The sequence below is a fragment of the Kribbella sp. NPDC003557 genome (genome assembly GCF_040610805.1).
Taxonomy (GTDB): domain Bacteria; phylum Actinomycetota; class Actinomycetes; order Propionibacteriales; family Kribbellaceae; genus Kribbella.
In genome coordinates this window covers 807,572-820,133 of record NZ_JBEXMY010000005.1, presented here as the reverse complement: position 1 = coordinate 820,133, position 12,562 = coordinate 807,572, and the positions used below count along the sequence as shown (strand labels likewise).

Below are 12,562 nucleotides of genomic sequence, written 5' to 3'. Positions count from 1 at the left end.
ATGTCGGGGCCTGATCTCGCGCTCGCCGGGTTTGCCACCGCGCTGCGCCACGCCGGCCTCGCGGTCACCGCCGACCGCGTGCACCTCTTCCTGCAGGCGGTCGCCGCTCTCGACGCCACAGCGACCGCCGACGTCTACTGGGCCGGCCGCGCCGCGCTCTGCAGCGGTCCCGACGACACCGCCCGGTACGACGAGGTGTTCGCGGCCTGGTTCACCGGCGGCAGCCGGTCGCGCGGCGTCGTCCCGAGCCGCACCCCGCAATCGTCCGTCCAGGCCAACCTCGGCGACGCGGGCGAGGAGGCCGAGGGCGACCACACGCTGAACGTCTCCGCGAGTACGACGGAAGTCCTCCGGCACCGCGACGTCGCCGAACTGTCGGCCGCCGACCGTGCCGAACTCGCCCGCCTGTTCGGCACGCTCCGCCCGCGCGTCCCGACCCGCCGCGCGAACCGCCGCCGCCCGTCGCATCGCGGCGAGATCGACCCGCGTCGTACGTTGCGCGCGCAGCTCCGCCAGGTCGGCGAGCCGGCCCGCGTCCGCTACCGGCGTCGCGGGGTCCGGCCGCGGCGGGTCGTCGTACTGATCGACGTCTCCGGCTCCATGCGCCCGTACGCCGACAGCCTGTTGCGGCTCGCGCACGTGATGGTCCAACAGGCGCCGCGGGCGGTCGAGGTCTTCACGATCGGCACGCGACTCACGCGCGTCACGCCGGCGCTGCGGCACCGCGACGCCGAGTTCGCGTTGCGCTCGGCCGGTGACGTCGTACCGGACTGGTCGGGCGGGACACGGCTGGGCGAGGTGCTGAAGGTGTTCCTGGACCGCTGGGGACAACGCGGTACGGCGCGGCGGGCGGTCGTCGTGGTCTGCAGCGACGGGTGGGAGCGCGGCGACGCGGCGCTGCTCGGGGCGCAACTGCAGCGGCTGGCCGGCCTGGCGCATCGCGTGGTGTGGCTGAACCCGCATCGCGGCAAACGCGGCTACGAGCCCGTGCAGTCGGGCATCGTCGCGGTCCTGCCGCACCTGGACGATCTGGTGGCCGGGCACAGCCTGGCGAGCTTCGCCGAACTTCTGGAGGTGGTCGCCGATGCGTGATGTGCTCGACCGGTTGCTGACCTGGTGGCAGGCCGGCGAATCGGTTGCCGTCGGCACCGTGGTCGCGACGTTCGACTCGGCGCCGCGGCCGCCGGGTGCGGTGATGCTGGTCGGTCCCGGGCTGGAGGCGGTCGGCAGCGTGTCGGGCGGCTGCGTCGAGGGGGCCGTGTACCAGCTGGGCGAGGAGATCCTGGCCTCGGGCGAGCCGGTGCTGCAGCGGTACGGGGTCAGTGACGAGTCGGCGTTCGCGGTCGGGCTGACCTGCGGCGGGATCATCGACGTGTTCGTCGAGAAGGTCGACCGGGCGTCGTTCCCGGAGCTCGAGGAGGTCGCCGCGGACATCGCGGCCGGCCGCCCGGTCGCGGTCGCGACGGTCGTGTCCCACCCGGACCCGGCCCGCGTCGGGCGCCGGCTGATCGTCCGCCCGGCGCCGGGATCGGCAGCGGCATCGGCATCGGCGTCGGGAACGGCGGCTGGGACCGAGGTGCTGGCGAGCGGGGGACTGGGATCGGACCGTGCCGACGACGCGGTCGTCGACGATGCCCGCGGGCTGCTGGCCAACGGGCGCTCGGAGACCTTGGAGTACGGGCCGGACGGGCAGCGGCGCGGTGAGGGGATGCGGGTCTTCGTGTCGTCGTTCGCGCCGGTGCCGCGGATGCTGGTGTTCGGCGCGATCGACTTCGCGGCCGCGGTCGCACGGCTCGGGTCGTTCCTCGGGTACCGGGTGAGCGTGTGCGACGCGCGGGCCGTGTTCGCGACGGCGTCGCGGTTCCCGTTCGCCGACGAGGTGATCGTCGACTGGCCGCACCGGTACCTGTCCGCCGAGGCCGACGCCGGCCGGATCGACGACCGGACGGTGATCTGCGTCCTGACGCACGACCCGAAGTTCGACGTACCGCTGCTGGAGGTCGCGTTGCGGCTGCCACAGCTCGCCTACATCGGCGCGATGGGTTCGCGGCGCACCCACGACGACCGGCTGAAGCGGTTGCGGGAGGCCGGACTGGCCGAGGCGGAGCTCGCCCGGCTGGCGAGCCCGATCGGTCTCGACCTCGGCGCCCGGACGCCGGAGGAGACCGCGGTGAGCATCGCCGCGGAGATCATCGCGCAGCGGTGGGGTGGCGCGGGGCAACGGCTCTCGGCCGCGGCGGGACCCATCCACCACTGAGCACAGCAACACCAGGACCCTTGTGGTCCACATCACAACAGGGGCAGGATCGAAAATACGGCGGTTGCTGACATCTGGAGGCGGGGCGATGACCCGGATCACGGTGAAGGTCGACGGAAGCAGCTTCACGGACGACGTGGAGCCGCGCACGCTGCTGGTGCATTATCTGCGCGAGCAACTGGGAAAGACGGGCACCGTGGTCGGCTGTGACACCGGCAACTGCGGCGCCTGCACGGTGCACCTGGACGGGCGGAGCGTGAAGTCCTGCTCGCTGCTCGCGGTCCAGGCCGACGGTCACGAGATCACCACCATCGAGGGTCTCGCGACGAACGGGCAGCTGCACCCGATGCAGCAGGCCTTCCACGAGAACCACGCGTTGCAGTGCGGTTACTGCACGCCCGGCATGATCATGCAATCCATCGATCTGATTGCCGACAATCCGAATCCCAGCGAGGAGGACATCCGGCTCGGGCTCGAGGGCAACCTGTGCCGCTGCACCGGCTACCAGAACATCGTGAAGGCGGTCCGCGCCGCGGCCGGAGGTGCCCAATGACCGCCACCGAGGAACGCCCGGCCACCGAGGTCGGCAACGCGCGGCTGCGCAAGGAGGACGCCCGGCTGATCACCGGCCGGACCCGCTGGACCGACAACATCGTGCTGCCCGGACTGCAGCACATCGCGATGGTGCGCAGCCCGTTCGCGCACGCCCGGATCACCGCGATCGACACCGAGGCGGCGAAGGCGGCGACCGGGGTCGTTGCCGTCATCACCGGTGCCGACATCGCCGACGAGCAGGGCGCGCTGCCGAACGCCTGGGCCGTCATCCCCGACCAGAAGGCGCCGGTGCATCCGTCGATGGCGGTCGAGCACGTCGCGTTCGCCGGCGAGATCGTCGCGATGGTCGTCGCCCGCACCGCCGCCGAGGCGAACGACGCGGCCGACCTCGTCGACGTCGACTACGAGGAGCTGCCGCCCGCGCTCGAGCTGAAGGCCGCGTCCCGCGACGAGGTGATCGCCCATCCGGATCTCGGCACGAACGTGTCCGCGGTCTGGGCGTACGACTCGGCCGAGTCCGGCACCGGCGGCGACGTCGAGGCGGCGATCGCGGCGGCCCGCGACGGCGGCGTCGTGATCGAGCAGGAGTTCCGCCAGCAACGGCTGATCCCCGCGTTCATGGAGCCGCGGTCGATCGTCGTCGACCCGACCACCGAACAGATGACGGTGTGGTCGTCGACGCAGGTGCCGCACTTCGTGAAGATCTTCATCGCGCTCGTGCTCGGCATCCCGGAGAGCAAGGTCCGGGTGATCGCGCCGGACGTCGGCGGCGGCTTCGGCGGCAAGCTGCAGTTCACGCCGGAGGAGGTGCTCACGGTCATCGCCGCCCGGCGGACCGGGAAGCCCTGTAAGTACAACGAAACCAGGTCCGAGTCGCTGATGGCCGCGCACCACGGACGCGACCAGTGGCAGCAGGTCACGCTCGCCGCGAACGCCGACGGCACGGTCACCGGGCTCAAGGTCGAGCTGATCGCCGACATGGGGGCGTACCTCGGCCTGGTCACATCGGCGATCCCGCTGCTCGGCGCGTTCATGTACAACGGGATCTACAAGTTCCCGGCGTACCACCTCGGCATCACCAACGTGTTCACGAACAAGACGTGGACCGACGCGTACCGCGGCGCCGGCCGGCCCGAGGCGACGTACGCGATCGAGCGGCTGATGGACGAGCTGGCCGCCCGGGTCGGCGCCGACCCGCTGGACATCCGCGAGCGGAACTGGATCAAGCACGACGAGTTCCCGTTCTCGACGGTGTCCGGGCTGCGCTACGACTCCGGCAACTACGAGGCCGCGACCGCGAAGGCCCGCGAGCTGTTCAGGTACGACGACCTGCGCAAGGAGCAGGCCGAACGCCGCGAGTCCGGCGACCCGGTGCAGCTGGGCATCGGCGTGTCGACGTTCACCGAGATGTGTGGTCTGGCGCCGTCGCGCTGGCTCGGCTCGATGGGGTACGTCGGCGGCGGCTGGGAGCACGCGTCGGTGCGGATGCTGCCGACCGGCAAGGTCGAGGTGGTGACCGGGACGAGCCCGCACGGGCAGGGTCACGAGACCGCGTGGAGCCAGCTCGTCGCGGACCGGCTGGGCGTGGCGTTCGAGGACGTCGAGGTCCTGCACGGCGACACGCAGGTCGCCGTCCGCGGGCTCGACACCTACGGATCGCGGTCGCTCGCGGTCGGCGGGATGGCGGTGCTGGCCGCGGCGGACAAGGTGATCGAGAAGGCGAAGCCGATCGCGGCGCAGCTGCTCGAGGCGAACACCGACGACCTGGAGTTCACCGCCGGGCGGTACGGCGTCCGCGGCACCGAGGCCGGGATGACGATGGCCGAGCTGGCGTTCGCGGTGTTCCAGGGACACAAGCTCGACGGGTCCGCCGAGGGCTGTCTGGACGCGGACGCGACGCTGGACCCGGACGACTTCTCGTTCCCGCACGGAACGCACCTGTGCGCGGTCGAGGTCGACACCGAGACCGGCGGCACGAAGATCCGGTCGTACGTCGCCGTCGACGATGTCGGCGTGGTGGTGAACCCGTTGATCGTCGAGGGGCAGGTGCACGGCGGACTCGCCCAGGGCATCGCGCAGGCGCTCTACGAGGAAGCGGTGCACGACGACTCCGGGACGCTGATCACCGGATCGTTCGACCAGTACCTGCTGCCGGGGGCACCTGATCTGCCCGGCTTCGACACGGCGCGGACCGAGACCCCGGCGACCACGAACCAGCTGGGTGTGAAGGGGGTCGGCGAGGCGGGGACGATCGCGTCGACGCCGGCGGTCGTCAATGCGATCGTCGACGCGCTGCGGCCGATGGGCGTCACGGACGTGCCGATGCCGTGCACGCCGTACCGGGTGTGGAAGGCGATCCAGGAAGGAGCGAGCTCATGATCCCGGCGGCGTTCGAGTACTTCGCGCCCACGACGGTCGACGAGGCGCTGGGGCTCCTGCGGGAGCACTCCGACGCGAAGGTGCTGGCCGGCGGGCAGAGCCTGATGCCGGCGCTGCGGCTGCGGCTGGCGGCACCGGAGACGATCGTCGACATCGGGAAGATCGACGATCTGCGTGGTGTGCGGGACGACGGCGACGCGCTGGTGATCGGCGCGATGACACCGCACAGCACGGTCCAGTCGGATCCGCTGGTGGCCGAGCACGCCCGGCTGATCTCGTTGGCGACGGCAACGGTCGGCGATCCGCAGATCCGGCACCGCGGCACGTTCGGCGGGTCGCTGGCGCACGCGGATCCGGCGGCTGATCTGCCCGTGGTCGCGGTGGCGCTGGACGCGTCGTTCGTGATCGCCGGGGCCGGCGGACGGCGGACCGTGGCGGCCGCGGACTTCTTCCAGGGCGTCTTCAGTACAGCGCTCGGCGACGACGAGCTGCTCGTCGAGGTCCGGGTGCCGAAGTACACCGGCTGGGGCGCGCACTACGAGAAGTTCAGCCGGGTCGCGCAGGGCTGGTCGATCGTGTCGGTCGGAGCGGCCGTGCGCGTCGACGGCGGCGCGATCGCGGAGGCGCGGGTCGGACTCGGCAACATGGGCCCGACCCCGGTGCGGGCGACCGCGGTCGAGGCGGCCCTGGTCGGGCAGCCCGCCACCGCCGACGCCGTCCGCGAGGCCGCGGCACGGGCGGCGGACGGGACGGCGCCGGTGACCGACCTCAACGGTGACGCCGACTACCGGCGGCACCTCGCCGCGGTGCTCACCCGGCGGGCGGTCCTGGCAGCGGCAGGTACGGCGTGAAGCTCGAGCACACGTTCGTCGTACCGGCGCCGGTCGAGCAGACCTGGGCCGCGTTCAACGATCTCCAGCGGGTGGTGCCGTGTTTCCCCGGCGCCACTCTGGAGTCGTACGAGGGTGACGACTTCACCGGCTCGTGCAAGGTGAAGCTCGGGCCGGTGTCCCTGCAGTACACGGGCACCGGCACTTTCGTCGAGCGCGACGAGGGCGACCATCACGCGGTGATCGAGGCCAAGGGCAAGGACCGCCGCGGCAACGGTACGGCGAGCGCGCACGTCACCACCCGGCTGACCGGCACCGCGGACGGCTCCACCGAGGTCACCGTCGACACCGAACTGACCATCACCGGCCGCCCCGCCCAGTTCGGCCGCGGCCTGATCCAGGAGGTCTCGGACAAACTCCTCGACCAGTTCACCGCCTGCCTGAAGACCAAGCTGGACACCACCGCCGAAGCCCAGCCCGAACCAGCCGCCGAGACGCCCGTCCGGGAACCACCGACCGAGCCGGAGTCCGACGCCGTCGCCCTGGACCTAGGTAGCACCCTCCTGCCGGCTCTCGCCCGACGCGCGACGCCATACCTGATCGGAGCCGTCGTGGCGTTGCTCCTACGCCGCCTGTTCAGCCGGTGAGAGGTCAGGCCGCCTCGGCGCTCAACGTGTGGGCGACCGACCGCCGGGCGGCCAGCCGTGCGGGCAGCGCGGTGAGTGCCGCGGTCACCAGCAGCGTCGCGAGTACGGCGGCCAGCAGCCACCAGCGTGGCGGCATGGTCGTCGGCCCGCGGCTGGTGAACGCGAACAGGAGAACGCCCAGGTACACCCCGGCGACAGCACCCGGCACGGCCGGCAGGAGCTGCGCGAAGGAGAGCCCTGCCGAGACTTGACCAGGCGTTGCGCCCAATGCGCGCGTGATCGCCAGGCTCGCCCGGGCCTCCATCGCCGTCATCCAGGTCATCGCAATGGTGTTCACCAGGGCCAGCACGACGAGCGTGACGGTCACCGCCAGCAGGAGGCGACGGTCGACCACGTCCCGCTCGTTCGGTAGCGAGGACGCTATGCCATAGCCCCGCACTGGTTGCGCGTAAAAGCTCAACAACGCAGTCAGACCGGTCAGCGTCACCGCGGTCGAGCCTGAGTGGAGGGCTGCGCGCACTGGACGACGTACGGTCAACCGCAACCCGAGCAGCAGCGGTGTGGGCAGCAGCGCCGACAGAGACGTCAGCCACGGACGGTGGCGCGGGTACTGCGCGGTGCTGGTCAACGCGGCGACCGTTGCAGTGCGAAGAGCCCGCACCGTCGGCGGCAGTGTCGTCAGCAGCGCTACGCCTAACGCGAGAGCAGTGGTTGCTGCGAGAGTGAGGCCTGTCGGGCCCAGGACCTCGCCGATGCGACTGGCGGTCGGGTTGGCGATCGCAGGCTCGACAAGACGCGCGACAACCAGCCCCGCTGCCTCTGCCACCAGTGCGAGCACGAGGTACTCCGCCAACAGGACCAGGCCGATCAGCTCGGGCGTGGCACCGACAGCCTTGAGCAGTCCGGCTCGACGGGTCTGTTCTGCAGCACGTCCGGCCGCGAGGGCGGCTACGCCGGCAACGGCCAGGAAGCCGAGCAGCCAGCCTCCGACGACAAGCATCGGCTGGGTGTTCTGGACGATGTGCCCGTCCTGGACAGCGATGAACTGCCACGAATGCATGGTGAGCCGGACCGACGGGTCGCGGTGCGCGAGCCGGAAAGCCTCTGTGGACTCAGGGTCACGCAGCTTGAGGTCCAAGGCCGTGGTGATCGTCAGGTCCCGTCCCGCGAGAGCACGAGCGTCCGACGCGGTCAGCCAGAGCAGACCGGTGTAATCGCTCGGTCCGCCGAGCGGGCCGATCCCTGCGGACCAGGGATAGATCGATGTCGCCGCGGTGACGGCGATCCCGACCACCGGGAACGTGCGACCGGAGACAGTGACTCGGTCGCCGACCTGGACGTCGAGCGCTGTCGCGAAGCCGCGTTCGACGACAGCTCCACCGGGACGCAGCCATGCGCCCGAGGTCACCAGCGGGCGGTCGACCGCGCCAGGAGTCGGACTCGCGCCGTGAACCACCGCGGTGGAGGTGTGGCCGTGAGCGGTCAGGGTGCCGTAGACGATGTCGTACGGACCGTTGTGGTCGACAACCCCGTCGTCCTTGGCCAGCGCCTGCAGGGCCGCGGTCGTCGCGGGACTGGTGTCCGGCGCGAGTACGACGAGGTCCGGGCCGGCCGTGGCGGCCCGCGTCTGCACGTACAAGGACTGGCTGGCGTTGTACAAGGACAGCCCGAGCGCCAGGGTGGCGGTGGCTGCTGTCACCGCGAGCATGAGCATCGCTGCGTGCGCCTTGTGTCGTCGTACATCAGCAAGCACTAGCCGTACGACGAGGACCACGCGACCCACGCCGGTCAGCTCTCCAGCCCGATGAGTCCACCGAGGCGACCCGCGCCGGTGCCGGCCAGCAGGGTGTCGTCGACGAACATCCCGTCGCGCATCGAGATCAGCCGGTCCGCGGTCGCGGCCACCCGCTCGTCGTGCGTGACGACGATCAGGGTCTGCCCGGTCGCCCGCAGGTCGGCGAAGATCCGCAGAACGTCGAGCGTTGCCGCGCTGTCGAGGTTGCCGGTCGGTTCGTCGGCGAGGACGACCTGCGGCTCGTTGGCCAGGGCGCGCGCGATCGCGACCCGCTGCCGTTGGCCGCCGGACAGCTCGGCCGGCAGGTGGCGGGCCCGATCGGCGAGCCCGACCTGCTCGAGCAGTGCGTCGGCGCGACGCCGGGCCGCGCGGCGCGAACGACCGGCCAGGAGCGCCGGCAACTCCACGTTCTCGGCGGCGCTCAACTCGTCGACCAGGTGGAAGGCCTGGAAGACGAATCCGACCGAGCGTCGGCGCAGTCGTGCCAGCGCGCGCTCACTCAGCGCGTCGGTCCGGCGTCCGGCCAACCGGACCTCACCCGAGGTGGGTCGTTCGAGGCCGCCGAGCAGCTGCAGTAGCGTCGACTTGCCGCAGCCGCTGGGTCCCATGACCGCGACCGTCTGGCCCTCGGGTACGTCCAGATCGACGGCGTCGACCGCGCGGACCCAGCTCTCGCCGTCACCGTGTTCCTTCACCAGCGCGCGGGCCCGGACCAGGGGAGTCGACTCGTTCATGCGTCCTCGGATTCGTTGCGCCGGGAGTAGTCGCGTTCACAGGCGTCGAGCCAGCGCAGGTCGGCCTGCAGCCGCAGGACGACGCCTTCGAGCAACGCGGTGGCCGGCGAGTCGGTCGGCTCGACGAGCGCGGACTGCTGCGCCTCCCGCAGGGTCCGCAGGAGCTCACGACGCTGCGCGGCGACGAGTTCGACCGGGTCGGCGAGCCGGGACGCCGCGGCCGCGACGAGCTTGAGATGGAACTCGACGAGGTCCGGCTTCGGCCAGCCCACCTCGGTCAGCCACGCGGCGACACGCTCCTGTCCGGCGGGAGTCACGGCGTACACCTTGCGGTCCGGTTTCTCGTTCGCGCCGTCGGTCCGCTCGCAGACGACGAGACCCGCCTTCTCCAGCCGCGCCAGGGTGACGTAGATCTGCCCCGGATTCATCGGCTCCCCGAACGGCCCGAGACTGCGCCGCAACCGCGCCCGCAACTCGTACCCGTGCGACGGCTCCTTGGCCAGCATCGCCAGCACCGCGTCCTGCACCCGACCCCCTAACAGTTAGCTAATAGATAGCCGTTATCTGCAGGGGATGTCAAAGCCCGTCCCGGCACGCCCGATCCGCGAGCCGCGTTGTCTCCGGCAGGCGATACCGCGGCGCCAGGTGCAAGACGTGGGCGACCGCGGTCGCGAGGCTCACGCGATGCCCTATGGACACGTAGACCGGCTTCACGCCGTCCTGAGTTCGCAGCGCCGCCCCGACCACCTCGTCGTCGTCGACCACAGCGGCCGTAGCGCCACGATCCCGGCCCAGTTCCCCGTGTATCCCGACGAAGGCGTTCTTCGCGACTCCGATCGCGGGAATGCCGGTCAGTACGCCGAGGTGGCAGGCCAGCCCGAACCGCCGCGGATGCGCGAGCCCCTGGCCGTCACACACCAGCAGGTCCGGCGCTGTCTTCAGCCGCCCGAGTGCGGTGAGCAGCCCTGGTACCTCCCGGAACGCGAACAGCCCGGGCCGGTACGGGAACCGCGTTTCCCCGACGACGACGGCGCGATCGATCTCCGTGAGTGTCTCCCGGTCGAGCACGACGACCGCCGCGGCGAACCGGTCCCCGTCGTACGCGACGTCCAGGCCGGCCACCTGCCGCACGGCGCCGGGGGCGTCGGTCGGATCGACCAGTGGCCGCAGCTCTTCCTGGACCGCGATCGCCTCGGCCTCGGTTGTCGGCCAGTCCATCAGTCGAAGGCCGGCGCCCCGGAGGGCGGCCATTCGACGAGTTCGATGCGATAGCCGTCGGGGTCGGTGAGCCAGCAGGTCTTGGGGCCGTCCGGGCCGCCTGGTAGTTCGACGGGGCCGGGGTGGAGGCCGCCGGCGGTGAGGTGGTCGATGGTGTCGGCGAGCGACTCGACCTCGATCGCGAAGTGCTCGAACCCGCGGACCTCGACCGGGCCGTCGGCGGGCCGGTGGACGAGTTCGAGCGACACCGACGACTCGCCCGGCAGCCGGAGCCAGACCAGACTGGAGCCGTCGTCGAACGGGATCTTGCTCAGCTCGACGTACCCGACCGCGGTGTAGAAGCCCAGCGACCGCTCCAGGTCACTCACCCGCAGCGCGAACAGAATCGTTTTCATCCACCGATTGTCCCGGTCCGTGGGCGCGAGGTGGGGGAGGAGACGGGTAGGAGAGGATGTGCGCATGCGGATTCTGATTGCGCCGGACAAGTTCGCGGGGACGCTGACGGCCGTCGAGGCTGCGGCGGCCATCGAGGAAGGATGGCGGCGGCGGGACCCGGAGGCCGAGGTCCTGGTCGCGCCGATGGCCGACGGCGGCCCGGGCTTCATCGACGTGCTGTCCGCCGTCGTGGACGGCAAGCTCCTGTCGGTCACCGTCCGCGGACCGCTCGGCGACGAGACCCCCGCGACGGTGCTGCTCGCGGGCGAGACGGCGTACGTCGAGACCGCGCAGGCGTGCGGGCTGCACCTGGTGGAGCCGAAGCAGCGCCGCCCCGAGGACGCGACGACGTACGGCGTGGGCCAGCTCATCACGGCGGCCGTGGACGCTGGCGCGCGGCGGATCATCCTGGGCCTGGGCGGCTCCGGTACGAACGACGCGGGTGCCGGCCTGCTCGCCGCGCTCGGCGCAACCGGCGAGGGCGGCCAGCTGGACGCCGGCGCTGCGGGCCTGGCCGGGCTGACTTCTGTCGACCTGGGTCCGGCCCTCGAGCGGGTGGCCGGGATCGAGTTCGTCGCGGCGAGCGACGTGGAGAACCCGATGCTCGGGCTGCGCGGCGCGACGAACGTGTTCGGCACCCAGAAGGGCATCACCGACGAGCGCAAGCCGGTGGTCGACGGCTGGCTGACGCACTTCGCGGAGCTGGCCGGCCGGAAGACCGCGGACCAGAAGGGCGCGGGCGCCGCGGGCGGCCTCGGGTACGCGCTGCTCCTGCTCGGCGCCGAGCGGGTCTCCGGCATCGACCTGGTCGCCGAGCTGACCGGGTTGAAGCAGAAGGCGTCGCAGGTCGACCTGGTGCTGAGCGGCGAGGGCGCGTTCGACTTCCAGTCCCGCGACGGCAAGGTGATCGCGGGGGTCGCGAAGGTGGCCAACGACGCGATGCGGCCGTGCGTCGTGCTGGCCGGGAAGGTGCTGATCGGGTCGCGCGAGATGCGCTCGATGGGCGTCGAGTCGGCGTACGCGCTGGTCGACGCGGTCGGCGAGGAGCAGGCCTTCGCGGACCCGCAGGGATCGCTCGCGGCGGTCGCGGAACGGGTCGCCCGGACCTGGGCCCGCTGACCCGCTGAGCGTCACCTTCCGGCCGCACCGGTGGTGACTGGTTGATCACCTCGTGACCGGGATCGTTGATCTGTGAAATTGGTGTGCGACCATGGGAATGAGCGCGGGCCGACCGGTGTTGGCCAGTGTTGACAAGAGACTTCCGTGCCGGGCAGCCGTAGGCCGGGCACTTGAGTAGATGACTGGAGTCAGGGATGACTGAAGCGCAGACCGAGCAGGCCGTGGCCACGGGTGTTCTCCTCACCGACGGGGCCGCCGCCAAGGTGAAGGCGCTGCTCGACCAGGAAGGCCGCGACGACCTCGCGCTGCGGGTCGCCGTGCAGCCGGGTGGTTGCTCCGGACTGCGGTACCAGCTGTTCTTCGACGAGCGTCAGCTCGACGGCGACGTGGTGGCCGACTTCGGCGGTGTGAGTGTCGTCACGGACCGGATGAGCGCTCCGTACCTGAAGGGCGCGTCGATCGACTTCGTCGACACGATCGAGAAGCAGGGCTTCACCATCGACAACCCGAACGCCACCGGCTCCTGCGCCTGCGGCGATTCGTTCAACTGAGCTGAAGCACCCGAAGCCCCTGGTCACCCCGGTGTGACCAGG

13 protein-coding genes are annotated in these 12,562 nt (G+C 71.2%); 8 read left to right on the top strand and 5 right to left on the bottom strand.

The window, feature by feature from the left end:
* The 6 genes from ABZW60_RS24440 (at position 1) to ABZW60_RS24415 (ending at position 6,668) form a co-directional block, all read left to right on the top strand.
* Positions 1–1,092 (top strand): VWA domain-containing protein, encoded by a 1,092-nt coding sequence (locus ABZW60_RS24440; protein ID WP_355480392.1) that lies wholly within the window; start codon positions 1–3, stop codon positions 1,090–1,092.
* Positions 1,085–2,257 carry an XdhC/CoxI family protein gene (locus tag ABZW60_RS24435; protein WP_355480390.1) on the top strand — a complete coding sequence of 391 codons (1,173 nt, stop codon included), beginning with the start codon at positions 1,085–1,087 and terminating at the stop codon, positions 2,255–2,257. Before ABZW60_RS24440 ends, ABZW60_RS24435 begins: the two co-directional genes overlap by 8 nt.
* An 88-nt stretch (positions 2,258–2,345) precedes the next feature.
* Positions 2,346–2,810, top strand: a complete 465-nt coding sequence (locus tag ABZW60_RS24430) for a (2Fe-2S)-binding protein (RefSeq protein WP_355480389.1) — start codon at positions 2,346–2,348, stop codon at positions 2,808–2,810.
* Positions 2,807–5,191: a xanthine dehydrogenase family protein molybdopterin-binding subunit gene (locus ABZW60_RS24425; protein WP_355480387.1), complete on the top strand. Its 2,385-nt coding sequence runs from the start codon at positions 2,807–2,809 to the stop codon at positions 5,189–5,191. The genes ABZW60_RS24430 and ABZW60_RS24425 overlap by 4 nt, the downstream gene beginning before the upstream one ends.
* Positions 5,188–6,042 carry a xanthine dehydrogenase family protein subunit M gene (locus tag ABZW60_RS24420; protein ID WP_355480385.1) on the top strand — a complete coding sequence of 285 codons (855 nt, stop codon included), beginning with the start codon at positions 5,188–5,190 and terminating at the stop codon, positions 6,040–6,042. Before ABZW60_RS24425 ends, ABZW60_RS24420 begins: the two co-directional genes overlap by 4 nt.
* Entirely contained in the window at positions 6,039–6,668 is a 630-nt protein-coding gene (locus ABZW60_RS24415; RefSeq protein WP_355480384.1) for an SRPBCC family protein, read from the top strand. Before ABZW60_RS24420 ends, ABZW60_RS24415 begins: the two co-directional genes overlap by 4 nt.
* 4 nt (positions 6,669–6,672) lie before the next feature.
* On the opposite strand, the gene ABZW60_RS24410 is transcribed toward ABZW60_RS24415, so the two are convergent.
* From ABZW60_RS24410 to ABZW60_RS24390, 5 genes are read right to left on the bottom strand one after another with little or no spacing between them, the layout of a single operon-like run.
* Positions 6,673–8,451, bottom strand: a complete 1,779-nt coding sequence (locus ABZW60_RS24410; RefSeq protein ID WP_355480382.1) for an FtsX-like permease family protein — start codon at positions 8,449–8,451, stop codon at positions 6,673–6,675.
* Positions 8,452–8,456: 5 nt separating this feature from the next.
* Positions 8,457–9,197, bottom strand: coding sequence for an ABC transporter ATP-binding protein (locus ABZW60_RS24405; RefSeq protein WP_355480380.1), 741 nt, complete (start codon positions 9,195–9,197; stop codon positions 8,457–8,459).
* Positions 9,194–9,724, bottom strand: a complete 531-nt coding sequence (locus tag ABZW60_RS24400) for a PadR family transcriptional regulator (protein WP_355480378.1) — start codon at positions 9,722–9,724, stop codon at positions 9,194–9,196. Before ABZW60_RS24400 ends, ABZW60_RS24405 begins: the two co-directional genes overlap by 4 nt.
* 49 nt (positions 9,725–9,773) lie before the next feature.
* Positions 9,774–10,415 (bottom strand): deoxyribonuclease V, encoded by a 642-nt coding sequence (gene nfi, locus ABZW60_RS24395; RefSeq protein WP_355480377.1) that lies wholly within the window; start codon positions 10,413–10,415, stop codon positions 9,774–9,776.
* The gene (locus ABZW60_RS24390; RefSeq protein ID WP_355480375.1) at positions 10,415–10,810 is read right to left on the bottom strand and encodes a VOC family protein; all 396 of its coding nucleotides are present in this window, start codon (positions 10,808–10,810) and stop codon (positions 10,415–10,417) included. The genes nfi and ABZW60_RS24390 overlap by 1 nt, the downstream gene beginning before the upstream one ends.
* Positions 10,811–10,874: 64 nt before the next feature.
* On the opposite strand from ABZW60_RS24390, the gene ABZW60_RS24385 reads away from it, so the two are divergent.
* Together ABZW60_RS24385 and ABZW60_RS24380 are read left to right on the top strand one after the other, a co-directional pair.
* Positions 10,875–11,969 (top strand): glycerate kinase, encoded by a 1,095-nt coding sequence (locus tag ABZW60_RS24385; RefSeq protein ID WP_355480373.1) that lies wholly within the window; start codon positions 10,875–10,877, stop codon positions 11,967–11,969.
* A 194-nt stretch (positions 11,970–12,163) separates the two neighbouring features.
* Positions 12,164–12,520, top strand: coding sequence for an iron-sulfur cluster assembly accessory protein (locus ABZW60_RS24380; protein WP_130446795.1), 357 nt, complete (start codon positions 12,164–12,166; stop codon positions 12,518–12,520).
* Positions 12,521–12,562: the final 42 nt, after the last annotated feature.

Excerpts from the sequence above, each read along its gene's own strand:
- ABZW60_RS24435 (WP_355480390.1), top strand. The coding sequence starts at position 1,085 with ATGCGTGATGTGCTCGACCGGTTGCTGACCTGGTGGCAGGCCGGCGAA.
- ABZW60_RS24440 (WP_355480392.1), top strand. The coding sequence starts at position 1 with ATGTCGGGGCCTGATCTCGCGCTCGCCGGGTTTGCCACCGCGCTGCGC.
- ABZW60_RS24380 (WP_130446795.1), top strand. The coding sequence starts at position 12,164 with ATGACTGAAGCGCAGACCGAGCAGGCCGTGGCCACGGGTGTTCTCCTC.
- ABZW60_RS24385 (WP_355480373.1), top strand. The coding sequence starts at position 10,875 with ATGCGGATTCTGATTGCGCCGGACAAGTTCGCGGGGACGCTGACGGCC.
- ABZW60_RS24390 (WP_355480375.1), bottom strand. The coding sequence starts at position 10,810 with ATGAAAACGATTCTGTTCGCGCTGCGGGTGAGTGACCTGGAGCGGTCG.
- ABZW60_RS24420 (WP_355480385.1), top strand. The coding sequence starts at position 5,188 with ATGATCCCGGCGGCGTTCGAGTACTTCGCGCCCACGACGGTCGACGAG.
- ABZW60_RS24425 (WP_355480387.1), top strand. The coding sequence starts at position 2,807 with ATGACCGCCACCGAGGAACGCCCGGCCACCGAGGTCGGCAACGCGCGG.
- ABZW60_RS24430 (WP_355480389.1), top strand. The coding sequence starts at position 2,346 with ATGACCCGGATCACGGTGAAGGTCGACGGAAGCAGCTTCACGGACGAC.
- nfi (WP_355480377.1), bottom strand. The coding sequence starts at position 10,415 with ATGGACTGGCCGACAACCGAGGCCGAGGCGATCGCGGTCCAGGAAGAG.
- ABZW60_RS24405 (WP_355480380.1), bottom strand. The coding sequence starts at position 9,197 with ATGAACGAGTCGACTCCCCTGGTCCGGGCCCGCGCGCTGGTGAAGGAA.